The following is a 22,186-nucleotide window of genomic DNA, read 5'->3' on the forward strand; positions in this document are numbered from 1 at the left end:
TCACCGCCCGTCGGTGACCGCGTCGCCGTCGTCCTCGGTGAAACCGCGTGTGCCCGCCGCCTGCTGCACCACGGCCTCCAGCTCGTCCGTGCTGAGCAGCTCCGGGTGCAGGTGCTTGGTGCGGTACCCGGCCCGGCCCACCATGTGGGCCGACACCGGCACGGTGAGCAGCTGGAAGATCCAGGCGACCACCAGCACCGGCCAGACCCACCAGGTGCGCATTTGAAGTCCCAGCGCGAAGAGCAGCAGGAACAGCCCCAGCACCTGCGGCTTGGTGGCCGCATGCATCCGGGTCATGAGGTCCGGGAATCGGAGCAGCCCCACCGCCGCGGCGAGGGACATCAGCGCGCCGAGCACCATAAGGACCGCGGAGACGGCGTCGATCACGGTGTCGCCGGAGAAGGTTTCAGGATTCACGGGGCTGCTCCCGCCGGTCGGCAACGAAGCGGGCCACCGTGACGGAGCCGACGAACCCGATCAGGGACACCGCCACCAGCAGCATGAGGTTGTTCAGGTGACGGTTCACGGCCATGTCGATGCACAGGGCCGCCCCCACGATCGCCAGCAGCACATCGGCGGCGAGCACCCGGTCCAGCAGTGACGGGCCCCGCGCGATCCGGATGATCGCTCCTCCGGCGGCCAGGGTCAGCACCACCGTGGTCACGGTCAGGACAAGCTGCATCATGAGCCCACCTCCTGGTTGCGAGCCGACAGTTCGGCCTGGGTGCCCATGATCCGGATCAGCCCCGCCTCCGTATTGCGGACGCTTCGGCGCAGCTGCGCGGCATCTTCCGCGTTGCGGACGTTGATGCCGTGGATATACAGCGTGGACGTGGAACGGTCCACCTCCACCACGAGTGACCCCGGGATCAGCGCGGTCACGTGCCCCGTGGCAGTGACCAGCAGGTCGGAGTGGCTCCGCAGCGGGACGGCCACGACGGCGCTGATCACCTTGGGGCCCTTGGCCACGGCAAGGAACAGCACCTGAAAGCTTGCCGTCACCACCTTGGCGATGAAAAGCAGGGCGAACGGGACCGCGCGAAGCACGTTGAAGCGCCCGCCGAGCTCCACCGGCGGCAGGTAGAACAGCCGGGCCACGACGACTGCGACCAGTGCGCCGAAGAGCAGGTTCCCCGGGCTGAAGTCCTGCCACAGCGCGCCCCAGACAATCACGAGCCAGACCAGGAGCGGGAGTTCCTGGCGCAGCGATATCCGTTTCCGGTTCATTTGCGCTCCTGTCCGCTGGCCGGCGGAACGCCGGCGGGGGCCGGGTCCGGCTCCGGCCGGGAGATCGCGGGAACCGGCGCGTCCTCCCCGAGGACCGCGTGAATGTACGAGGTCCGGTCCAGCATGTCGACGGCGGACTGGTCCGCCACCTTGAACAGCGGACCGGCGAAGAGCGTCAGCCCGACGCCGAGGATGACCAGGCCCAGGGTGGAGCCCACCATGGTTCGCGGCAGCAGCGTGACGTTCGTCTTTCCGGCCCGGTCGCCGGTGGCCGAATCCGCGGGATCCGCCAGCAGCACGGGATCGGGGTGTTCGGCGTCCTCGGGCTTGCGCCAGAAGGCACGGTTCCAGACCCTGGCGATGGCCAGCAGGGTCAGCAGGCTGGTCAGTACACCGCCGATCACCAGCGCAAGGGCCAGCGGAGTTCCGAGCTGGATGCCGGCCTGCATCAGGCCGACTTTGCCCAGGAAACCGGAGAACGGCGGGATGCCGGCCAGGTTCATGGCCGGGACGAAGAACAGCACCGCCAGCAGCGGGGACAGCTTTGCCAGTCCGGCGACACGGTCCATCGAGGAACTGCCGCCGCGGCGCTCAATCAGGCCGGTCACCAGGAACAGGCTGGTCTGGATCGTGATGTGGTGGGCGACGTAGAAAACGGCGGCGCCCAGGCCGGCCACCGAGGACATCGCCAGGCCAAAGACCATGTACCCGATGTGGCTGACCAGTGTGAAGGACAGGAGTCGTTTGATGTCGCTCTGGGCCAGGGCGCCAAGGATGCCCACCAGCATGGTCAGCAGGGCGGCGACCATCAGCGGGCCGTTGAACGTGTCTCCCGGGAACAGCAGTGTTTCGGTCCGGACCATGGCGTACACGCCCACCTTGGTCAGCAGGCCGGCGAACACCGCCGTGACCGGCGCCGGCGCCGTCGGGTAGGAGTCAGGCAGCCAGAACGACAGCGGGAACACGGCGGCCTTGATCCCGAACGCCACGAGCAGCATCACGTGCAGCAGGTTCTGCGTGCCCTGGTCCAGGTCCGCGAGCTTGATGGCGAGGTCTGCCATGTTGATGGTTCCCGTGGCCCCGTAGATCATCGCGATCGCGATCAGGAACAGCACGGAGGACACGACCGAGACCACCAGGTAGGTCACTCCGGCCCGGATCCGCGGGCCCGTGCCGCCGAGGGTCATCAGCACATAGCTGGCGGTCAGCAGGATCTCGAAGCCCACATACAGGTTGAAGAGGTCCCCGGAGAGGAAAGCGTTGGACACGCCCGCCACCAGGATCAGGTAAGTGGGGTGGAAGATTGAGACCGGCGCGTCCCGGTCGCCGTCGGCCATGCCCTGCCCGGTGGCGTAGACCAGCACGGCGAGGCTCACGGAGGATGACACCACGAGCATCAGCGAGGAAAACTGGTCCACCACCATGACGATGCCCCACGGCGGGAGCCAACCGCCGATGTTCACCGCGGCGGTGCCACCCTCCCAGACGGAGGCCAGCAGCCAGCACTCCAGCAGCAGGGTCACGGAGAGCAGCACGATGCTGACGGTCCGCTGTGCCCGGGGATTCCGGATCAGCAGGAAGGTCAGGGCGGCGCCGAGCAGGGGAAGGATGACGGCGAGCGGGGCGAAACTGGCAATGTTCACTGTCCGCCTCCTTCCTGGCTGGGGGGCGCGACGTTCCGGGATCCGGGCTGTTCCTCCGAGGCGGCCACACCGGCATCGAGGGTGCGGTCGGCGACCTTGACGGTGGCTTCGGCCCCGGAAGGAACATCGGAGACCGATTGGCCGTCCGTGCCGATCATGGTCAGCGGGAATTCTGAGGTCTCCACCGGAATCACGGAGTCGTCCTCGGCGTCGAAGCTGGGGGTCTTGGCGACGCGGCGGTCTTCAGCGTCATCCTGGATTTCGTCCTGGCGGGCCAGCACCCAGGTGCGGTAGATGATGCCGAGCATAAACGCGGTGACGGCGAAGGAGATCACGATCGAAGTGAGGATCAGGGCCTGCGGCAGCGGGTCGTTGTACTCCGCGGGGTTGGTGTCCTTGCCGTACAGCGGCGCCAGACCCGCATAGCCGCCCGTGGTGAGGATCAGCAGGTTGGTGGCGTTGGCGAGCATCATCAGGCCCAGGAGGACGCGGGTGAGGCTGCGTTCCAGGAGCAGGTAGATGCCGCAGGCATACAGTGCACCCATCACCGTCAGCAGGGTCAGATTGACGCTCATACTCTCCCCTTGGCGGTGGTTTCGGCCGCTGTTGCGCCGGCCTCCTGCTCGTCGGACGGTCCTGCCGGGTCTTCCTCGAAGTGCTCGTCGATCTCGGCCCCCAGGCTGCGCAGCACATCCAGCACCAGGCCAACGACGACGATGTAGACGCCGATGTCGAAGATGGTGGAGGTGACGAACTTAACGTCGCCAAAGACCGGCAGCCAGAACTCGAGAATGGCGGTCTGGAAGACCTGGCCGCCCAGCAGCAGGGGCGCCACACCGGAGGCCGCCGCGGTGGCCAGGCCGATGCCCAGCAGGGCCCCGGCGCTGACCGGGGTGGCTTCGCGCAACTCGAAACGGCCGCCGGCCAGGTAGCGGATCGTGAGGGCCAGTCCGGCGGTGAGGCCGCCGGCGAAGCCTCCGCCGGGAAGGTTATGGCCGGCCAGCAGGAGGTAGACCGAGAAGACGATCATGGAGTGGAAGATGAGCCGCGTGACGACCTCGAAGATGATTGAGCGGCGTTCCGGGGCCAGGGTCCGCCCGGCCACGAGCCACGCATCGCGGCCGGAGGCGGCAAAGCGGCGGCTCATGGCCAGCGCGGCGTCGTCGCGGGTTTTGCCCCGGCCGGCGCTGCGGCTCGGCTGCCGGCGCCCGACAGAGCCTTCCTCCACCGTGGCGGAAGTACTGATCCGGTCCCCCCGGCCCCGGACGAAAATGAGGCTCGCGACCCCGGTGGCGGCCAGCGCCAGCACCGCAATTTCCCCGAAGGTGTCCCAGGCGCGGATATCCACCAGGGTGACGTTGACGATGTTCAGGCCCCCGCCACCCTCGTAGGCCAGTTTCGGGTACTCGAGCGAGACGGGCGCCGCCACCCGGGCGCCCAGGGCGTAGATGGCGGCGAAGACCATGGTGATGCCGAACGCGGCGCCGATGATCACCCGGACCACGCGGTATTTGCCCCCGGTGCGGTCGCGCAGCTGCGCGGGGAGGCTGCGCATGGCGAGGACAAAGGCCACCAGGATGATGGTTTCCACCAGCATCTGGGTCAGCGCCAGGTCCGGCGCTCCCTGCAGCGCGAACATCAACGCGATGCCGTAGCCGGAGACGGACACCATCAGGACGGCCAAAAAGCGCTTGTTGGCCCGTACGGCGGCCAGCGCGCTGATCACGATCCCGGCTCCCACCACGAGCTGCAGCGGGGCGTTGGGGTCGATGAAGTAGAGGTCTCCGGGCAGCGGCTTGTTGGCCAGCAGCAGCGCGGTCAGCGGCAGGGCGAACGCCACGGTCAGGATGACGGACAGGTAGAAGTACAGCGAACCCCGCTGGGTCCGGCCGGTGATCCAGACGGCGGCGTCGTCGAGGGCGCCGATCGCCAGCTGATAGCTGCGGTCGCCGTCGAGCCAGGCCGGGACCAGGCCCTGGAGCCGGGCGACGGCGTTGCGGCCGTAGAACATGGACAGGCCGAGCGCGAAGGTGATGGCGGTCAGCCCCAGGGCGGGGGTCACGCCATGCCACAGCGCCAGGTGCCCGGCGGCGGCCGCCGGGTCCTCGCCGTCGGGCACGAACAGCGCCGCGTACGGCTGGATCCAGCCGTCCACCGATGCCGGCCACAGCCCGTAGACAATGGTCAGCAGGCTCAGGATGGCAGGGGCGGCCAGAAATGCTGGCTTGATCGGTTTGAACGGGGTACTCTCGACGCCGGGCTTCACGGCAAAGGCGCCCCACATGAACCGTGCACTGTAGGCGAAGGCCAGGATGGATCCCAGGACCAGGCCCGCCAGGATCGCCAGCCCCCACGGGCCGGCCGAGGCGTCGGTGCTGTAGTGGACGAACGCTTCGAACACCGATTCCTTCGCCACGAAGCCGGCCAGCGGCGGGATGCCGGCCATCGAGGCGGCCCCGATCGCGGCCACGATCGCGAGGGCGCGGGAAGAACGGTAGACGCCGGATAGTTTGCGGATGTCACGGGTTCCGGCCTGATGGTCAATGATGCCCACCACCAGGAAGAGGGTGGCCTTGAAGAGTCCGTGCGCCAGGAGCAGGGCGAGGCCGGCCAGCGCCGCATCGGGTTTACCGAGGCCCACGACCATGGTCAGGAAGCCGAGCTGGCTGACCGTGCCGTAGGCCAGGATGAGCTTGATGTCCGTCTGCCTCAGCGCCCGGTAGCCGCCGACCAGCATGGTGGCCAGGCCAAAACCGAGCACCACCGGCAGCCAGTAGGGGGTTTCCGCGAACCCGGGCGCCAGCCGCGCCACGAGGTAGATGCCTGCCTTGACCATGGCCGCCGCGTGCAGGTAGGCGCTCACCGGGGTGGGGGCCGCCATGGCGCCGGGGAGACAGAAGTGGAAGGGGACGAGCGCCGATTTGGTGATCGCACCGACCAGGATGAGAACGACGGCGGCGGCCACGGCTCCGGCGGCGGGCCCGGTGACGAGGGTTGGTGCCAGTTCCAGGATGGTGGAGATCCGGTACGTTCCGGCGTTGAAGCCCAGGACGATCAGGCCCACCAGCATCGTCAGTCCGCCGGCGGTGGTCACCACGAGGGCCTGCAACGCGGAACGTCGTGCTGAGAGCCTGGTCCGGGCGTAGCCGATCAGCAGGTAGGACAGGACCGTGGTCAGCTCCCAGAAGATGAACATCAGGAGCAGGTCATCGGCCGTCACCAGGCCGAACATGGCCCCGGCGAAGGCGAGCAGCTGGGCGCCAAACCCGCCGAGGTATTCATCCTTGTCCTTGAAGTACCGGGCGCAGTAGACGAGGACCAGCGCGCCCACGCCGAGGACGAGCAGGGACATCACCCAGACCAGGGCGTCCATCCGGAAGGCGAGCTCAATCTTCAGCTCGGGGATCCAGGGCAGGACTTCGGCCGTTCCGGTGTTGGCGCTTCCGCCGCCCTGGACCGAGCCGGCGCCGGAATACACGGCTCCATGCTGCAGCATCAGCCAGGCGAACGAGCCCGCGGGCACCGCGGCGAGGGCGTAAAACGAATTCCGGCCGAACTTCCGGAAGAGAAATGGCGCCACAGCAGCCACCGCAAAGTGCACGGCAAGGACTGTGATCACTGGTGTCTCCGCAACGTCAGGAATTCGATTGTCAAAAAGTTGGAGCAGGCGGGGCATTAGTTAGGTTCAGTCCGGACAGTTTACCAAGCGTGGACAAATTCTTTTCGCAGCATGCGTCCCGGCCCCGCGCCGACTGCGGATAACATTCCAGCTATGAACTCCGCCGCTCCCCCAGAAGCCATGCGTCCCGGCTCGGAACTGGAATCCGGAGACCGGGTCTCCCAGAAGGGCCGCATCCTCGCCTGGGCAGCGTGGGACTGGGGTTCGGCCGCCTTCAACGCGGTGATGACCACCTTTGTGTTCACCGTGTACCTGACGTCCAACGCCTTCGGCGGGGAGGACCGTGCCTCTGCTGTCCTGGGCGGTGCACTCGCCATCGCCGGCGCCGCCGTCGCGCTGCTGGCACCGGTCACCGGGCAACGCTCCGATACCGGCGGGCGCCGGAAGCTCTGGCTGGGAGTCAACACCGGCGCCGTCGCGCTCCTCACCGCGCTGTGCTTTTTCGTCTTTCCGCGCCCGGAGTTCCTGCTGCTCGGCGTGACGCTGATCGCGCTGGGCAATGTCTTCTTCGAATTTGCGGGCGTGAACTACAACGCCATGCTTGCCCAGATCTCCACCCCGCGGAACATCGGCAAGGTCAGCGGCTTCGGCTGGGGCATGGGATACCTCGGCGGCATCGTGGCCCTGCTGCTGGTGCTCCAGCTGTTTGTCCAGCCCAGCTTCGAATGGTTTGGCTCCTCGACAGAGGACGGCCTGAATATCCGCCTGGTCGCGGTGTTCTCGGCCCTGTGGTTCTTCATCTTCGCGTTGCCCGTGCTGTTCGCCGTGCCGGAGCTTCCCAAAACCAGGCGCGGCTCGGGCCTCGGATTCCTGGCTTCCTACGGCCTGCTGCTGCGACGGATCAGGGCAATCTACCGGACCAGTCCGCACACCATTTACTTCCTGCTCGCCAGTGCGGTCTTCCGGGACGGGCTGGCCGCGGTGTTCACCTTCGGCGGCATCATCGCCGCGGGCACGTTCGGCTTCGAGCTCAAGGACGTCATTTTCTTCGCGATCTTCGGGAACGTCGTTGCCGCGGTCGGCGCCATTATCGGCGGCTTCCTCGATGACCGGGTCGGGCCGAAGGCGGTCATCATCGGTTCGCTGCTCGGGCTGCTGATGGCCGGCTCCGTGATCGTGGCCCTGGGCAACGGGAACTATTCCATCTTCGGCATGGACTGGGCCGGCAGCACCACATTCTGGATCTTTGGCCTGTTTCTGTGCCTTTTTGTCGGACCGGCACAGTCCTCCTCGCGGGCCTACCTGGCCCGGCTTGCCCCGCACGGCGAGTCCGGGGAGCTGTTTGGCCTGTACGCCACCACCGGCCGGGCCGTCAGCTTCCTCGCCCCGGCGCTGTTCACGCTGTGCATTGTGATCGCCGCCCCGCTTGTGGAGCCCGGCGGGGCGCAGCGCTGGGGCATCCTCGGCATCATGGTGGTGCTGCTGGCCGGGCTGCTGCTGCTGCTCCCGGTCAAGGCACCGGAGGAGACCGAAATCGCCGTCGTCCCCGCCGCCTGAAGCAACCCGAAAAGCGGTCCGGCGCACTAGGCTGGAGGAATGAACGTGGATGAAACAGACCTCCCGGGACTGGGCCGGCGCAAAGACTTCATGACCGCCTCCGGGCGGCGGATCGGCGTCGTGGAATACCGCGAAGGCCAAACCGAACTGATCGTCTCCACGTGGGATGATCCGGACACCTGCCAGGCGTCCATTCCGCTGACCGCCGACGAAGCCGCCGCGCTGGGGAACCTGCTTGGCGGACAGCGGCTGGCCCAGCAGCTCTCCGAAGCCCACCGCGAGGTCCCGGGCATTGTCACCCGGCAGTTCTCAATCGCTGCCGACTCCCCGTTTCATAACCAGCCGATGGGCAAGGCAGCCATCCGGACCCGCAGTGGCGTCTCGATCGTCGCCATCATGCGCGAGGGCGAGGTGCTCCCCTCCCCGGGACCGGACGTCGTCCTGCACCCCGGCGACCTCCTCGTTGCCGTAGGAACGCAAGAAGGCCTGGACACGGCGGCCCGCATCCTGCGCAACGGCTGACGGTATGGATCCGCTCGCACTGACCCTGATAGAGCTCGGGGCCGTCGTCTTTTGCCTCGGCCTGCTGGCGAGGCTGGCCGGGCGGATCGGCATGTCCCCTATACCGCTGTACCTCATCGGCGGCCTGTTCTTCGGCGCCGGCGGCATCGTCAAACTCGAAGGCATGCACGAATTCACCCATCTCTCGAGTGAGATCGGTGTCATCCTCCTGCTGCTTATGCTCGGATTGGAATATACGGCGGCGGAGCTGGTCACGGGGCTGCGCCGTTCCTGGCAGGCCGGTGTCCTGGACCTGGTCCTGAACTTTCTGCCGGGCGCAATCCTCGCGGTCCTGCTGGGCTGGGGACCCGTCGGAGCCATGGTGATGGGCGGTGTCACCTACATTTCGTCCTCGGGGATCGCTGCCAAGGTGATTACGGACCTTGGGCGGATCGGTAACCGCGAAACCCCGGTGGTGCTCTCGATCCTCGTTTTCGAGGACCTCGCGATGGCGGTCTACCTGCCGATCCTTACGGCGACCCTGGCCGGCGTCAGCTTCGTTGTGGGGCTGCAGACCGTCGGGATCTCACTCGCCGTCGTCACGGTGGTGCTGCTGGTGGCACTGCGCCACGGGCACCACGTGTCCAAAGCCGTGCACAGCGAGAACTCCGAGGTGTTCCTGCTCAACCTGCTGGGGGCCGCGCTGCTGGTCGCGGGGCTGGCCTCGGCCCTGCAGGTCTCCGCTGCGGTGGGGGCCTTTATGCTCGGAATCGCCATCTCGGGTGCCACCGCGCACAGCGCCACCAGAATTCTTGAGCCGTTGCGGGACCTCTTCGCCGCCATTTTCTTCGTGGTCTTTGGCCTCAATACCGATCCCAGCACCATCCCGCCCGTGCTCGGCTGGGCCCTGCTGCTGGCCTTCGTGACCGCGGCCACCAAGATGGTCACCGGGATCTGGGCGGCGAAGCGCGCCGGGATCGGCCTGCCTGGGCGTTTCCGCGCCGGCGCGGCGCTGATCGCCCGCGGCGAGTTCTCGATCGTCATTGCCGGCCTCGCGGTCGCCTCGGGCGTGGTGCCCCAGGAACTCGCTGCCCTGGCCACCGCCTACGTGCTGATCATGGCCGTGACCGGCCCGCTTGCCGCCCGGTTCGTCGAACCGGTGGTGGCAATGCTGCGCCGCCCGGCCAAACCGCCCGCCGTCCGGACCGCCGACGGAATCTAGACCTCGGTGCGGTGGAAGTTCAAGTGGCTGCGGCTCGCCGTCGGGCCGCGCTGGCCCTGGTAGCGGCTGCCGTACGGGCCGGATCCGTAGGGGTGCTCCGCGGCCGAGGTGAGCCGGAAGAAGCACAACTGGCCGATCTTCATGCCCGGCCACAGCTTGATTGGCAACGTCGCCATGTTGGACAGCTCCAGGGTCACGTGGCCGGAGAAGCCGGGATCGATGAATCCCGCCGTCGAGTGGGTGAGCAGGCCAAGCCGGCCCAGCGAGGACTTGCCCTCGAGCCGGGCGGCGATATCGTCGGGGAGCGTCACGGTCTCATAGGTGGAGCCCAGCACGAATTCCCCGGGGTGCAGGATAAAGGGTTCGCCGCGCTCAACCTCCACCAGGCGGGTCAGTTCGGGCTGTTCCTCCGCGGGGTCGATGTGGGCGTACTTGTGGTTGTCGAAGAGCCGGAAGAACTTATCGATCCGGACGTCCACCGAGGAGGGCTGGACCATGGCAGGGTCGAACGGCTCCAGAACGATCCGTTGGGAGTCAATTTCGGCACGAATGTCGCGGTCAGAGATCAGCACAGTCCCAAATTACCGTACTCGCCCGGGTCACCCGTGCGCCGGGCCAGTATTACAGCCCTTGCCTTACAGCTCTGCCCGGTCCTCAAGGACCGACTTGAGCTGCTCGAGCTGGCAGACTTCAGCCTTCATCCGCCGACGGAAGGGTGACTTCAGCCGGGCCAGGAAGCCCCGGGGCTCACTTTCCAGGGCGAAACGGACGCGGGTGCTCCCGCCTTCGGTGCTCAGGTAGTAGCCGCCGCGTGTCCGCTCGGGACCGGCAAGGACCCGGTACTGGATCTCCGCACCCGGCCGCGCCTCGGTGATCTCGAAATCTCCACAGACGGTCCGTCCGCCGGGACCCGCGATGGTCTGGCGGTACACGGCACCTCTGGAACCGGCAGCGCCGGATTCCAGTTCAATGCTGTGGACGCCGGACCGCCAGCTCGGCAGGTTCCGGGCGTCGAGCAGGAAGTCGTACACGCTCATGGCATCCCGCTTGATGACGACGTCGTATTCTGCGATGGCCACGGAAATCCTTGCTCGGCGGACGGCTGATGGGCGTAGCCCGCTTCCCCGGAACTGCAGCTAACTCCTTCAGGATAGACAGCCAGGCCCGTCCCCGCGCATTGCGGGGACGGGCCTTTATCGAAGAGTTACCGGACTCACCGGTTTATGTACTGGCCCGTGACTACCGCCCCGAACACGAACGCGGGGTCAGCTACGGCCCATCCGGGGGCCTCGGACCGGCGCGAGGTGACCCCGCGTTGGTGTGCGGAGTCGCAACAACCGGGCTGCGCGGGGCGCGCCACATGGCACGCCAGGGCGGCTGAGGGCGCAACGCGGGCCCGGCTGTTCTGAGAAGGCTTCCGACTGGGGTAAGGTAAATCTCGTCGTTTTCACCGGGATTATTGACCAGATTATTGGCTAGTCCCACTGCGGCTGTAGCTCAATGGTAGAGCGCTAGCTTCCCAAGCTTGATACGCGGGTTCGATTCCCGTCAGCCGCTCCAATCCCCGGCAGAAGCCCGCCCAGCGGAGGTCCTGAGGCCGTTAGGTCGCTACCTGTATCGTTCGAAGTCAGGAACTTCTTCGGTTCCGCTACAGGAGCGATCATGGCTGACAAATCCCCCCGCCAAGCAGCATCCCAGAAATCCGGCAAGTCCATCAAGGAAAAGCGGGCCGACAAGAGGAACGCCGCAGCGCCGCCCAGCTCCCTGGACAAGGCCACCAGCAAGCCGGCGAGCCCCAAGAAGAAGTGAGCGGCAATTTGAGCCACCTCACCCTCGGAGCCCTTGCCAGCACGCGGAAACCCGACGAGCGCCGCCTCCCGATCCATCCCCTCCACTTGGACCGCATCGCGCCGGAAATCCGGCAGCAGCTGATCCTGGAGGAGGGCTACGGGGTGCGTTTCGGCGTTGCGGACGCCCAGCTCGCACCGCTGGTGGGGCGCATCGTCCCCCGCACGCAGCTGCTGGCCGAGGCCGACGTCGTCCTCCTGCCCAAGCCGCAGCCCGAAGACCTGGCCGAACTCCGGGACGGGCAGGTCCTGTGGGGCTGGCCGCACTGCGTCCAGGACCGGGCGATCACCCGGCTGGCGATCGACAAGAAGCTCACCCTGATCGCCTTCGAGGCGATGAACCACTGGGCCAGCGACGGCGGCTTCGGCCTCCACGTCTTCCACAAAAACAACGAGCTGGCCGGCTACTGCTCGGTGCTGCATGCCCTGGCTCTGACCGGATCCACCGGAGTCTACGGCCGCCGCCTGAGCGCCGTCGTCATCGGTTTCGGTGCCACGGCCCGGGGTGCGGTCACGGCCCTCAACGCCCACGGCATCCACGACGTCCAGGTGCTGACCAACCGCGGGGTTGCTGCGGTTGGCTCCCCCATCCATTCGGTGCGGATTGCGCAGTTCGACCACGACGACAAGGCGCCCTTCCGCAGCGAGGTCATCACCGAGCGTGGCCGCGTGCCGCTCGCGCCGTTCCTTGCCGGGAGCGACATTGTGGTCAACTGCACCCTGCAGGACCCGAACGCGCCGCTCACGTACCTGCATACCGAGGACCTCGACGCGTTCCGGCCCGGCAGCCTGATCGTGGACGTGTCCTGCGACGAAGGCATGGGCTTCAGCTGGGCGAAAAGCACCACCTTCGCCGAGCCGATGTTCAAGGTCGGGGAGCACATCGACTACTACGCCGTGGACCACAGCCCGTCCTACCTGTGGAATTCCTCCAGCTGGGAGATCAGCGAGGCGCTGCTGCCCTTCCTGGAAACCGTGGTCTCCGGCCCCGAGGCCTGGTCCGCGAACGAAACCATCCGCCGCGCGATCGAAATCCGCGACGGCGTCGTCCGCAACCCCGAGGTGCTGCAGTTCCAGCAGCGCGAGCCGGAATACCCGCACGCCCCGCTGGCCGGCTAGCGCCGCCCCAAGGTTTCCGCTGCTAAAACGGACAGCCGCTGCGTGGATCCACGCAGCGGCTGTCCGAAAACGGTGCGGAAAGCTAGGATCCGGCGTCCTTGCGGACAATTCGCACGAGCCGCCGCCGCGCCTTCAGATCCACCTTGAGCATCAGCTGGTCGCGGCGCGCCAGCACGACGGCGACCGTCGCCGCGGCAAGTGCCGGCACCCCGCCGGAGACCAGGATGGCCGTGTGCGGATCCACATGCTCGGCCAGCCAACCGATCATCGGCCCGCCAATGGCCTGCCCGCCGATCAGCACCATGATATACAGGCTCATGACGCGCCCGCGGATGGCCAGATTGGAGCTGACCTGGACCAGCTGGTTGGCTGCTGTCAGGAACATCAGGCACCAGAACCCGGCGAGCACCATCGCCGCGCCGAACCACACCAGGGAGGGCGCCAGCGAGGCGAGGCAGAGCATCAGCCCGTACATTCCTGCCCCCAGCATCACCGAGCGAAGCCTCAGTTCCCGCCGGCGGGCAGAGGTGATGGCCCCCGCCAGCGCACCGAGGGCCACAAGAGCGTTCAGCAGCCCATAGCCGCCGGCGCCGACGTCGTAGACGTTGTCCGCGAAGGCCGCCAGCAGCACCGGCAGGCTCATCGCGAACACGGCAATGAAGCCGGCCATCAGCCACGGCCAGTAAATGGTGGGTTTGCTCAGCGCATAGTTCAGCCCCTCCCGCAGCATGCCCTTGCGCTTTGGCGCGGGCGTGCTGCTGTGCAGCTGGTCCTTCCGCAGCGTGAGCAGCATCGCGACGGTGAAGCAACAGGCGACGGCGTTCGCGGCGAAAGCCCAGCCGGCCCCCACCGCGGTGAGCAGCAGCCCGGCGAGCGCCGGTCCGATCAGGCCGCCGAGCTGGAACGTCGTGGAATTCACACTGATGGCGTTCCGGAGGTAGACCGGGCCCACGAGTTCATTGACGAAGACCTGCCGCGCCGGCTGGTCCAGCACGGTGACCAGGCCCAGTGCCAGGGCGATCACGTACACGTGCCAGACCTCGATCCGCTGGCTCAGCGCCAGCACCGCGAGGATGGCCGCCAGCACCGCTGCCACCGACTGGCACAGCATCAGGATCTTCCGCTTCGCGAAGCGGTCCGCCATCATGCCCGCCCACGGGCCCAGGAACAGCGAGGGCAGGAACTGCAGCGCCACCGTGATCCCGACGGCGGTGACGGAACCGGAGAGCTGGAGTACCAGCCAGTCCTGGGCAATCCGCTGCATCCAGATGGCGATCACGGCGATGAAGTGGCCGATCGCGAAGATGCGGAAATTGCGGACTTTCAGCGAGATGAAGGTGTGGCGCCACGGAAGCCGCTGGCTGACGACGGCGATGGGCTGGGTAATCGTGTCGGGCAGTGCAGTTACGTTGGCCTCTAACGGCGGAGGGGGTGCCACAGAAAGTCCTCAAAGGAGCGGGTGAGCGGGGATTCCCTAACGCTAAACTAGCCGCAACAGATTGTGGAAGCTTATTCACCGCATAACTCGCATTACGAAACGCAATGCGGCGCGAGAACGCCGCAGCTCAGGAGACCGCCATGTTCGAACCCGCCCAGCTTCGCTCCTTCCTGGCCGTGGCTGAAACACTGAGCTTCACCAGGGCCGCGGAACGGCTGGGCCTGGCGCAGCCGACGGTCAGCCAGCACGTGCGCAAGCTCGAGGCCGCCGCGAAGCGGGTCCTGGTGGCACGGGACACGAGGGACGTGCGCCTGACCGACAACGGGGACGCCATGGCCGGGTTCGCCCGCAGCATCCTGTCCGCGCACGACGCCGCCTCCCGCTACTTCTCCGGGTCGGCCATGCGCGGCCGGCTGCGTTTCGGCACGGCGGACGACCTCGCGATCACCGGCCTGCCGAGGATCCTGCGGGAGTTCCGGCAGGTCTACCCGCAGATCAATCTCGAACTGACAGTGGGCCAAAGCGACCAGCTCTACAAGCGGCTCAACGCCGGGCAGCTGGACCTTGTCTTCGTGAAATGGGTCGCCGGGGCCAAAGACGGCACGGTGGTGCAGCAGGACTCCTTCGCCTGGGTGGGCCTGGAACAGACCTCGCTGGACCCGGCCGAGTCCGTGCCGCTGATTGCCTACCCCGCTCCCAGCCTGAGCCGGAAGCTGGCCATCGACGCGCTGGAATCCGCTGGCCGGACCTGGCGGATCACGTGCACCACGCGGCAGATCAGCGGGGTGCTGGCCGCCGTCCGCGCCGGCATCGGGGTGGCGGTCATGCCGTCATCGCTGGTGCCGGACGACCTCAGGATCATCACCCGGCGGTTCCATCTGCCGCCGGTGGGCGACGTCGACTTCACCCTGATCCGCAATCCGCTGGCCAACACCGAGGTGATCGAGGCCCTGACCCAGACCATCGCGGGCCGGGCCCTGAAGCGCCCCGCCTAAGCGGCCGGGGGTCACCTGCGTACTCGATGGTGTACCTACTCGGGTTGCGTACTTACGCATACCATTGATCCACTCGGATTCGTGGCTTATCCTGAGTGTGTTGAAGGTCAAGCAGAGGCCTGTGACAACGATTCGAAATACGAACGCTGTCCTTTGTGTCTGCCACGCGGCGACTCACCGGAGGCGTTCGGGATAGGCCGACAATGACGCCAGCCATAAACCGACCACATCGTCCCGCAGCATCGGCAACCCGGAGCCTCAAACCGGTGGCCCCCCTTTCCCAGGCAGTGCACCGCGGCGCCGCCGCCCATCACCCCAGCCGCGGACGCCTGGACCCGCACCCGACGACCCTGGTTGAGGCCGAATACGTCGGCAGCCCATACTGCGAACGTTGCGGGACCGACGAGTTCATCTACCTCGAGACTTTTGTCCCGGCCACACACAACAGGGACGGTTCGATCAACAGACTGGGCGAAGTGACGTACTTCTGCTCGGGCTGCGACGACTTCTCCGCACATGCGGTGCCTGCCACCTGGGTTCCACCAGGCTGGTACTTCGGCTGATTCCGCGGGCGCCGCGCCGCACAGACAACGAGCCGGGCGGCCACCATTGGAGGGTGGCCGCCCGGCTCGTTTGTGCTGCCGGCGCGCTGGTGTTGCCGGCGCGGGAGGCAGCCCCTAGATCAGACCGTCCGAAAGATGGTTCGGCGTCCCGAAGCGGTGCGCGGTGATGCTGATGGCCTGCTCGTGCAGGAACGGCAGCAGCTCAACGCGTCCGGCTTCGGTGACCGGGTGGAAGTAGATGGCCAGGTCGGGACGTCCGCCGGTCGCCTCGGCCAGGGCCCTCGCATCCCCGCCGATAAGCCTGATCCGTGAGATGGGCAGCCGCCCCGCGCCGGCGAACCTGCCCGCCGAGGCCAGCCAGCCGGCGTCGTTCTCCACGGCCAGATCGATGCCGAGCCCGGAGAGCACGGTTCGCAACTGGGCGGGAAGCTCAACGGCGGTGGACACCGTCAGCTGCGAACCGGCCAGGACGCCGGCCGCCACTGTCCGGACCAGGTGGGCGAGGGGTTCACCTTCAGAGAGGCGCACCCTGACCGGCAGCGGGCGGTAGCGGAAGATGTTCCGTTCGGCGCTCAGCCCGGATACGTCCCTGGCCGTGCCGAATTCCTCCGTCCAGGCGAGGGCGTCGGAGGCCAGGGCTCGCTGCAGGGCTTCCAGTTCACCGGCGGACAGGAAGCCGCTGGCTGCCTGCTCGATCCGGCGGATGCCCGGGGTGGCGGGCGTGGCGGCACTGGACCCGGCCGCGGCGCTGGGCTTGCTGACCCATTCGCCAAGGCCGAGTAGGTAGTTGGGCCCGCCGGCTTTGGTGCCTGCCCCGACGGCGGACTTCTTCCAGCCGCCGAAGGGCTGGCGCTGCACGATCGCACCGGTGATGCCACGGTTGACGTAGAGGTTGCCAGCCTGGACCGTGTCGAGCCAGAGGTCAAGTTCCGCCGGGTTCAGCGAATGCAGTCCCGAGGTGAGGCCGTACTCGATCTGGTTCTGGATGGCGATGGCGTCCTCAAGGGACTCCGCGGTCATCACCCCCAGCACGGGGCCGAAGAATTCGGTGAGATGGAAGTAGGAGCCGCGGCGCACCCCGTGGCGGACGCCCGGGCTCCAGAGCCTGCCCGTCCCGTCCAGCTTCTTCGGCTCGACGGCCCAGCTTTCCCCTTCGCCCAGGGTGGTCAAAGCGTTGAGGAGCTTGCCGCCGGCGGGTTCGATGACCGGGCCCATCTGGCTGGTCGGGTCCTCGGGGTAGCCGACCTTGAGCGAGGTGACGGCGTCGATCAGCTGGTTGTGGAATCGCCGCGACTTGGCCACAGATCCGACGAGGATCACCAGCGACGCGGCGGAGCACTTCTGCCCGGCATGGCCGAAGGCGGAGTACGCGACGTCCTTGGCCGCAAGGTCAAGGTCGGCGCTTGGGGTGACGATGATGGCGTTTTTGCCGCTGGTCTCGGCCAGCAGCGGCAGGTCCTGGCGGAAGGTGCGGAACAGTTCGGCGGTTTCGTAGCCGCCGGTGAGGATCACGCGGTCCACCGCGGGGTGGGAGATCAGCTGGCGGCCAAGCTCCCGCTCGCCGAGCTGGACCATGGTCAGCACGTCCCGCGGGACGCCTGCCTCCCAGAGTGCCTCGATCATCACGGCACCGCTGCGCCGGGCCTGCTTGGCGGGCTTGATCACGACGGCGGAACCCGCGGCGAGGGCCGCCAGCGTGGAACCGGCCGGAATGGCCACCGGGAAGTTCCACGGCGGGGTCACCACGGTGAGCTTCGCCGGAACGAACGCGGCGCCGTCGACGTCGTCGAGCTTGCGGGCCGATTCTGCATAGTAGTGCGCGAAGTCAACAGCCTCGCTGACTTCCGGATCGCCCTGGTCGATGGTCTTGCCGGTTTCGCTGGCCATGACCTCAAGCAGTTCGGTGCGGCGGGCCTCCAGGACGTCGCCGGCGCGGTGCAGGATCGCGGCCCGCTCGCCACCGGAGAGGGCGCCCCAGGCCTTGCCCTGCTCCAGGGCGGTCTCGATCACGGTATTGAGGGTCGCCTCGTCGTTGATCGTGGCGGCCTCGACGGCGGCGTTGCCGAGGGTCGAGAACGGGACCCGCCCCAGGATGGCGCGGCCCCAGTCGCGGTTGGCCGGCAGCGAGGGGTCGGTGTCCGCGGTGTTCACGAAGGAGTCGTGCGGCATCGGTTCGGCCGGAAGGCTGCGGTTCTGCCGGCGGTTGGGCAACGGGACCTCGTCGTCGAGCCTGGCGAGGGAGGCGAGGAAGCGCTGCTTCTCGCGCTCGAAGAGCGTTTCGTTCTCGCTGAGCTCGAAGACCGCGGACATGAAGTTGTCCTGGCTGGCACCCTCCTCGAGCCGGCGGATCAGGTAGGCGATTGCGACGTCGAACTCGGCCGGGTGGACCACGGGGGTGTACAGGAGCAACGAGCCGACGTCTTGTCTGACGGCTTCCGCCTGTCCCTGGGCCATGCCGAGCAGCATCTCGAACTCGATGCTCTGCTGTGCGGTATCCGCGATGCCGCGCTGCTTGGCGAGCAGCCAGGCGAAGGCGATGTCGAAGAGGTTGTGGCCCGCGACGCCGATCCGGATGTTGCGGATCCGGTCCGGGTGCAGCGCGTAGCTGATGACGCGCTTGTAGTTGGTGTCCGAGTCCTGCTTGGTGTTCCAGGTCGCGAGCGGCCAGCCGTGCAGCGAGGCCTCCACCTGCTCCATCGGCAGGTTGGCGCCCTTGACCACCCGGACCTTGATCGCGGCGCCGCCGCCGGCGCGGCGGGCGGCGGCCCAGTCCTGCAGGCGGATCATGGCGGCGAGCGCGTCCGGGAGGTAGGCCTGCAGCACGATGCCGGCCTCGAGGTGCTTGAACTCCGGCTTGTCCAGGATCCGGGTGAAGACCGCAATGGTCATGTCCAGGTCCTTGTACTCCTCCATGTCCAGGTTGATGAACTTGGCCTTGTTTCCGCCGGCGGCAAAGGAGGCAGCGCGGGCGAACAGCGGCGTGAGCTTCTCGACGACGTGCTCCACCGCCTCATCGAAGGCCCAGGCCGAGTGCGGGGCCACCGTGGAGGAGACCTTGATCGAAACGTAGTCGACGTCGGGGCGGGCCAGCAGCTTGTGCGTTCCCTCGAGGCGGCGTGAGGCCTCGAGCTCGCCGAGCACGGCCTCGCCCAGGAGGTTGACGTTGAGCTTGATGCCGTCCTTGCGGATCTTGGCGATGGCGGGGCCCAGCTTGGCGTCCGTGGCGTCGACGATGAGGTGCCCGACCATCTCACGCAGCACACGGCGGGCGATCGGGATGACCACCTGCGGCAGCGCTGGAGCTATGGTGCCGCCGAGGCGGACGGCGCCGCGCATGTACCAGGGCAGGAACGCGGGGACCTTGGGGGCCAGCACGGCGAGGTTGCGGGCGGCGACCGCCAGGTCCTCGGGACGGACAACGCCGTCGACGAACCCGACCGTGAAGTCCAGGCCGTTGGGGTCCTTCAGGACGCCGGCGAGCTGCTCGGCGGAGGCGTCGGCCGGAACCTTGGCCGCCTCGGTGAGCCAGTGGCGTACCAGCCCGATGGTCTCCTCGGCGAGGGCTGCGGCCTCAAGGGCCGGAGAGCCCTCCGGGACGGGGGCGTGCCCGGCCGCGTTGCCCGCGGTCACACCGGACTCCGTTGAAATGTTGGTCATGGCTGGTACTCGTTCTTTCTCGAAAGCGGGACGTTCTAAATTCAGTATGGGTCCGGATTTTCATAAGATAAAGCGATCTTTTCCGAGCAATACTGGTCAGGAAACTCGAAGATTCCCGTCCGGGCGAACACCATCCGGAACCCACCCCCGGACGCTCCCTCACTACCGGCGGCGAAACGGCGAACCCTCCCCCACGAGGTGAGAGAGGGTTCGTCGTTTCGCCGCCGGATCTGGGGGAGCGTCGGGGGTCAGCCGGCGTGGCGGTGCATCTCCACGAGCTCCTCATGCCGCGGGCTGTCCGGATTCATCAGGGAGTGCTTGCGGCCGTAGCCGAAGTAGATGATCAGGCCGATCACGAGCCAAACCCCGAAGCGTGCCCAGGTCTCCCAGTGCAGCTGGAACATCAGGAACGCCGACGCCAGCACACCGAAGGCCGGAACCGCCGGCATCCACGGCAGGCGGAAGGTGCGCGGGGCATTGGGCTTCGTGTAGCGGAACACGATGACCGAGAAGCAGACGACGACGAACGCGGCCAGGATGCCGATGTTGGTGAGGTCGGCCACGGCCTTGATCGGGAAGACGCCGGCCAGCAGGGCGGAGCCGATCCCGGCGATCCAGGTGACGCGCTGCGGGGTGCCTCGGCTGTCGGTCTTGGCGAACCACCCCGGGAGCAGCCCGTCGCGGCTCATCGAGAACCAGACGCGGGTGACACCGAGCAGAAAGGTGAGCATCACGGTCAGGATGGACAGCACGGCAAAGACCGAGATAATCGTGGCGATGACCGGCAGGCCCACGCCGTTGAATGCGGAGGCGAACCCGGCCTTGGGGTCGATGTCCTGGTAGTTCTGCATGCCGGTGAGCACCAGGGTGGCCGCCACGTAGAGGAGCATCGCGATGATCAGGGACAGGATGATGGCCTTGGGCATGTGCTTCTTGCCGTCCTTCGCCTCTTCCGCGGCGGTGCTCATAGCGTCGTAACCGAACACGGCGAAGAACACCGTGGCTGCGCCCGCCACAACCGGGCCGAACCCGCTGGGCATAAACGGGTCGTAGTTTTCCGTATTGATGTAGAAGATTCCGAGGCCGATGATGAACAGGATCAGGATGACCTTGATCGCGACGGCCACGAGTTCGAAGCGGCCGAAGGTCTTGGTGCCGCGGGACAGGATCCAGGTCACGATCAGGCAGACCACAATCGCCGGAATGTTGACGATGCCGCCGGTGCCTTCATCCGGCGTCGCGGTCATCCAGACCGGCATCTGAATACCGATGCCGGCCAGGAAGGCAGCGAAATAACCGGAAATGCCGATGGCCACTACGGCCACGATCGCGATGTACTCCAGCAGCAGGTCCCAGCCAATGAACCAGCCGATGATTTCGCCGAGCGCCACGTAGCCGTACGTGTACGCCGAACCCGCCCGCGGGATCATGCCCGCGAACTCCGCGTAGGACAGCGCGGCGGCCGCGGAGGCGAGTCCCGCGATCAGGAAGGAGAACAGCACCGCCGGGCCGACTCCGGGTTCCGTTTCGCTGCCGTGGGCCACGAGGCCGGCCAGCGAGAAGATGCCGACGCCGATGATGCCGCCGACGCCGATGGCGGTCAGCTGCCAGAGCCCGAGGCTCTTCAGCAATCCGCTGTGTAGGTTTTCTTCCTCGATGTCGTCGATGGGCTTGCGCCGCATGATCGACTTACTTAAGTCTTTTGTGCTCATCAGGGTCTCCTGCTTAGGTGTGGCGCCCATCAATCCACCCTGTGATGGGAGTTACTGAACGACAACAGTATGCAAGCCGGATTGCATTAGATAAAGTGAATTCTCCTAATCAATAACCATTAGAATTCACAAAGGAAATAGCGATGCTGGATGTCCGGCGGTTGCGCCTGCTGCGCGAGCTGAAAATCCGCGGCACCCTGGCCGAAGTCGCGGAGGCGCTCCAGTACAGCCCTTCCTCGGTCTCACAACAACTGGCCCTCCTGGAGAAGGAAGCCGGCGTCGAGCTGCTGCGCAAAACCGGGCGCCGGGTCCAGCTCACCCCGCAGGCCGAAGTCCTGGTGGCCCACACGGCCCACCTGCTGGAAACGCTGGAGCAGGCGGAGGCCGACCTGGCAGCCTCCCTGACCACCGTGACAGGCACCGTCCGCATTGCAGTCTTCCAATCTGCGGCGCTGGCCCTGATGCCGGACGCCCTCACCCGGATGTCGTCGCGTTATCCCGCAGTGCGGATTGAAATGACCCAGCGGGAGCCGGAAACGGCACTCCACGAGACCTGGGCGCGGGACTTCGACCTGGTGATTGCCGAGCACTACCCCGGACACTCGGCACCGCGGTATGCCGAACTCGACCGGCTCCGGCTCACGGGTGATGCGATCCGCCTCGCGGTGCCTCCGCGCGCCCCCGGCCGGCCGGCCATAACGTCCCTCACGGATACCGCCGGGCTGGCCTGGGTGATGGAGCCCCGCGGCGCGGCGTCACGGCATTGGGCCGAGCAGGCCTGCCGAAGCGCCGGATTCGAGCCCGACGTCCGCTTCGAGACCGCTGACCTGCAGGCGCAGATCCGGCTGATCGAATCCGGAAATGCAGTAGCCCTCATGCCTGACCTCGTCTGGACCGGCAGAGGCACGACGTCGCAGCTAATCACCCTCCCGGGCGACCCGCACCGGAGCATCTTCACCTCGGTTCGGCGCTCCAGCATCAGGCGTCCGGCCATCCTGGCCACCCGCGAGATCCTGGCCGAGACTGCGGCGTCCATCCCGGCCGCCGGCCCGTAACCTGGAGGGCTGTGTTGGCTGGCTCACAGCG

Annotated in this window: 19 protein-coding genes and 1 tRNA gene; 9 read left to right on the forward strand and 11 right to left on the reverse strand. The window is 67.0% G+C overall.

Annotated elements, in window-relative coordinates:
- The 6 genes from mnhG to ASPU41_RS04460 are packed head-to-tail and all read right to left on the reverse strand — an operon-like array spanning position 1 to position 6,489.
- Entirely contained in the window at positions 1-417 is a 417-nt protein-coding gene (gene mnhG, locus ASPU41_RS04435; RefSeq protein ID WP_069949903.1) for a monovalent cation/H(+) antiporter subunit G, read from the reverse strand.
- The gene (locus ASPU41_RS04440) at positions 407-685 is read right to left on the reverse strand and encodes a monovalent cation/H+ antiporter complex subunit F (protein WP_069949904.1); all 279 of its coding nucleotides are present in this window, start codon (positions 683-685) and stop codon (positions 407-409) included. The genes mnhG and ASPU41_RS04440 overlap by 11 nt, the downstream gene beginning before the upstream one ends.
- Positions 682-1,227: a Na+/H+ antiporter subunit E gene (locus ASPU41_RS04445; protein WP_069949905.1), complete on the reverse strand. Its 546-nt coding sequence runs from the start codon at positions 1,225-1,227 to the stop codon at positions 682-684. The genes ASPU41_RS04440 and ASPU41_RS04445 overlap by 4 nt, the downstream gene beginning before the upstream one ends.
- The gene (locus ASPU41_RS04450) at positions 1,224-2,870 is read right to left on the reverse strand and encodes a Na+/H+ antiporter subunit D (protein ID WP_069949906.1); all 1,647 of its coding nucleotides are present in this window, start codon (positions 2,868-2,870) and stop codon (positions 1,224-1,226) included. Before ASPU41_RS04450 ends, ASPU41_RS04445 begins: the two co-directional genes overlap by 4 nt.
- On the reverse strand, positions 2,867-3,445 hold the full coding sequence (locus ASPU41_RS04455; protein ID WP_069949907.1) for a Na(+)/H(+) antiporter subunit C: 579 nt from the start codon (positions 3,443-3,445) through the stop codon (positions 2,867-2,869). The genes ASPU41_RS04450 and ASPU41_RS04455 overlap by 4 nt, the downstream gene beginning before the upstream one ends.
- The gene (locus ASPU41_RS04460; RefSeq protein ID WP_069949908.1) at positions 3,442-6,489 is read right to left on the reverse strand and encodes a Na+/H+ antiporter subunit A; all 3,048 of its coding nucleotides are present in this window, start codon (positions 6,487-6,489) and stop codon (positions 3,442-3,444) included. Before ASPU41_RS04460 ends, ASPU41_RS04455 begins: the two co-directional genes overlap by 4 nt.
- A gap of 153 nt (positions 6,490-6,642) precedes the next feature.
- Here ASPU41_RS04460 and ASPU41_RS04465 point away from each other — a divergent pair, with 153 nt between their 5' ends.
- Genes ASPU41_RS04465 through ASPU41_RS04475 form a run of 3 tightly spaced genes read left to right on the forward strand, consistent with a single transcriptional unit; the run spans position 6,643 to position 9,769 of the window.
- Positions 6,643-8,046 carry an MFS transporter gene (locus ASPU41_RS04465; RefSeq protein WP_069949909.1) on the forward strand — a complete coding sequence of 468 codons (1,404 nt, stop codon included), beginning with the start codon at positions 6,643-6,645 and terminating at the stop codon, positions 8,044-8,046.
- A gap of 39 nt (positions 8,047-8,085) precedes the next feature.
- On the forward strand, positions 8,086-8,568 hold the full coding sequence (locus tag ASPU41_RS04470; RefSeq protein ID WP_069949910.1) for a cation:proton antiporter regulatory subunit: 483 nt from the start codon (positions 8,086-8,088) through the stop codon (positions 8,566-8,568).
- Between the two features lie 4 nt (positions 8,569-8,572).
- On the forward strand, positions 8,573-9,769 hold the full coding sequence (locus tag ASPU41_RS04475; protein ID WP_069949911.1) for a cation:proton antiporter: 1,197 nt from the start codon (positions 8,573-8,575) through the stop codon (positions 9,767-9,769).
- On the opposite strand, the gene dcd is transcribed toward ASPU41_RS04475, so the two are convergent.
- Complete coding sequence (gene dcd / locus ASPU41_RS04480; protein ID WP_069949912.1) at positions 9,766-10,341, reverse strand: dCTP deaminase; 576 nt, start codon at positions 10,339-10,341, stop codon at positions 9,766-9,768. The genes ASPU41_RS04475 and dcd overlap by 4 nt on opposite strands.
- A gap of 63 nt (positions 10,342-10,404) precedes the next feature.
- Complete coding sequence (locus ASPU41_RS04485; RefSeq protein WP_069949913.1) at positions 10,405-10,848, reverse strand: SRPBCC family protein; 444 nt, start codon at positions 10,846-10,848, stop codon at positions 10,405-10,407.
- A gap of 407 nt (positions 10,849-11,255) precedes the next feature.
- On the opposite strand from ASPU41_RS04485, the gene ASPU41_RS04490 reads away from it, so the two are divergent.
- The 3 genes from ASPU41_RS04490 (at position 11,256) to ASPU41_RS04495 (ending at position 12,735) form a co-directional block, all read left to right on the forward strand.
- Positions 11,256-11,329: transfer RNA gene (locus tag ASPU41_RS04490), tRNA-Gly, on the forward strand.
- A 102-nt stretch (positions 11,330-11,431) separates the two neighbouring features.
- On the forward strand, positions 11,432-11,578 hold the full coding sequence (locus ASPU41_RS22990) for a hypothetical protein (protein WP_197515759.1): 147 nt from the start codon (positions 11,432-11,434) through the stop codon (positions 11,576-11,578).
- The gene (locus ASPU41_RS04495; protein WP_069949914.1) at positions 11,575-12,735 is read left to right on the forward strand and encodes a N(5)-(carboxyethyl)ornithine synthase; all 1,161 of its coding nucleotides are present in this window, start codon (positions 11,575-11,577) and stop codon (positions 12,733-12,735) included. Before ASPU41_RS22990 ends, ASPU41_RS04495 begins: the two co-directional genes overlap by 4 nt.
- An 82-nt stretch (positions 12,736-12,817) precedes the next feature.
- Here ASPU41_RS04495 and ASPU41_RS04500 read toward each other — a convergent pair whose 3' ends face one another.
- Entirely contained in the window at positions 12,818-14,173 is a 1,356-nt protein-coding gene (locus tag ASPU41_RS04500; RefSeq protein WP_069949915.1) for an MFS transporter, read from the reverse strand.
- Between the two features lie 140 nt (positions 14,174-14,313).
- Between ASPU41_RS04500 and ASPU41_RS04505 the strand changes: the two genes are divergently transcribed.
- Both ASPU41_RS04505 and ASPU41_RS04510 read left to right on the forward strand, forming a co-directional pair.
- Entirely contained in the window at positions 14,314-15,168 is an 855-nt protein-coding gene (locus ASPU41_RS04505; RefSeq protein WP_069952476.1) for a LysR substrate-binding domain-containing protein, read from the forward strand.
- 266 nt (positions 15,169-15,434) lie between these two features.
- Positions 15,435-15,731 (forward strand): hypothetical protein, encoded by a 297-nt coding sequence (locus tag ASPU41_RS04510; protein ID WP_083266359.1) that lies wholly within the window; start codon positions 15,435-15,437, stop codon positions 15,729-15,731.
- Positions 15,732-15,845: 114 nt separating this feature from the next.
- Here the strand turns inward: ASPU41_RS04510 and ASPU41_RS04515 are convergent, their stop codons facing one another.
- Together ASPU41_RS04515 and ASPU41_RS04520 are read right to left on the reverse strand one after the other, a co-directional pair.
- Positions 15,846-19,388 carry a proline dehydrogenase family protein gene (locus ASPU41_RS04515; protein ID WP_083266360.1) on the reverse strand — a complete coding sequence of 1,181 codons (3,543 nt, stop codon included), beginning with the start codon at positions 19,386-19,388 and terminating at the stop codon, positions 15,846-15,848.
- 248 nt (positions 19,389-19,636) lie between these two features.
- A complete protein-coding gene (locus ASPU41_RS04520; RefSeq protein ID WP_069949917.1) occupies positions 19,637-21,100 on the reverse strand; it encodes an amino acid permease in 1,464 nt (487 codons plus the stop codon).
- 143 nt (positions 21,101-21,243) lie between these two features.
- On the opposite strand from ASPU41_RS04520, the gene ASPU41_RS04525 reads away from it, so the two are divergent.
- Complete coding sequence (locus ASPU41_RS04525) at positions 21,244-22,155, forward strand: LysR family transcriptional regulator (RefSeq protein ID WP_069949918.1); 912 nt, start codon at positions 21,244-21,246, stop codon at positions 22,153-22,155.
- Positions 22,156-22,186 lie beyond the last annotated feature (31 nt).

It is taken from the genome of Arthrobacter sp. U41, from assembly GCF_001750145.1.
Classification (GTDB): domain Bacteria; phylum Actinomycetota; class Actinomycetes; order Actinomycetales; family Micrococcaceae; genus Arthrobacter.

Bases quoted from the DNA above. Each gene is read 5' to 3' on its own strand.
- ASPU41_RS04440 (WP_069949904.1), bottom strand. From the start codon at position 685: ATGATGCAGCTTGTCCTGACCGTGACCACGGTGGTGCTGACCCTGGCC.
- ASPU41_RS04445 (WP_069949905.1), bottom strand. From the start codon at position 1,227: ATGAACCGGAAACGGATATCGCTGCGCCAGGAACTCCCGCTCCTGGTC.
- ASPU41_RS04455 (WP_069949907.1), bottom strand. From the start codon at position 3,445: ATGAGCGTCAATCTGACCCTGCTGACGGTGATGGGTGCACTGTATGCC.
- ASPU41_RS04465 (WP_069949909.1), top strand. From the start codon at position 6,643: ATGAACTCCGCCGCTCCCCCAGAAGCCATGCGTCCCGGCTCGGAACTG.
- ASPU41_RS04470 (WP_069949910.1), top strand. From the start codon at position 8,086: ATGAACGTGGATGAAACAGACCTCCCGGGACTGGGCCGGCGCAAAGAC.
- ASPU41_RS04475 (WP_069949911.1), top strand. From the start codon at position 8,573: ATGGATCCGCTCGCACTGACCCTGATAGAGCTCGGGGCCGTCGTCTTT.
- ASPU41_RS22990 (WP_197515759.1), top strand. From the start codon at position 11,432: ATGGCTGACAAATCCCCCCGCCAAGCAGCATCCCAGAAATCCGGCAAG.
- ASPU41_RS04505 (WP_069952476.1), top strand. From the start codon at position 14,314: ATGTTCGAACCCGCCCAGCTTCGCTCCTTCCTGGCCGTGGCTGAAACA.
- ASPU41_RS04515 (WP_083266360.1), bottom strand. From the start codon at position 19,388: ATGACCAACATTTCAACGGAGTCCGGTGTGACCGCGGGCAACGCGGCC.
- ASPU41_RS04520 (WP_069949917.1), bottom strand. From the start codon at position 21,100: ATGAGCACAAAAGACTTAAGTAAGTCGATCATGCGGCGCAAGCCCATC.
- ASPU41_RS04525 (WP_069949918.1), top strand. From the start codon at position 21,244: ATGCTGGATGTCCGGCGGTTGCGCCTGCTGCGCGAGCTGAAAATCCGC.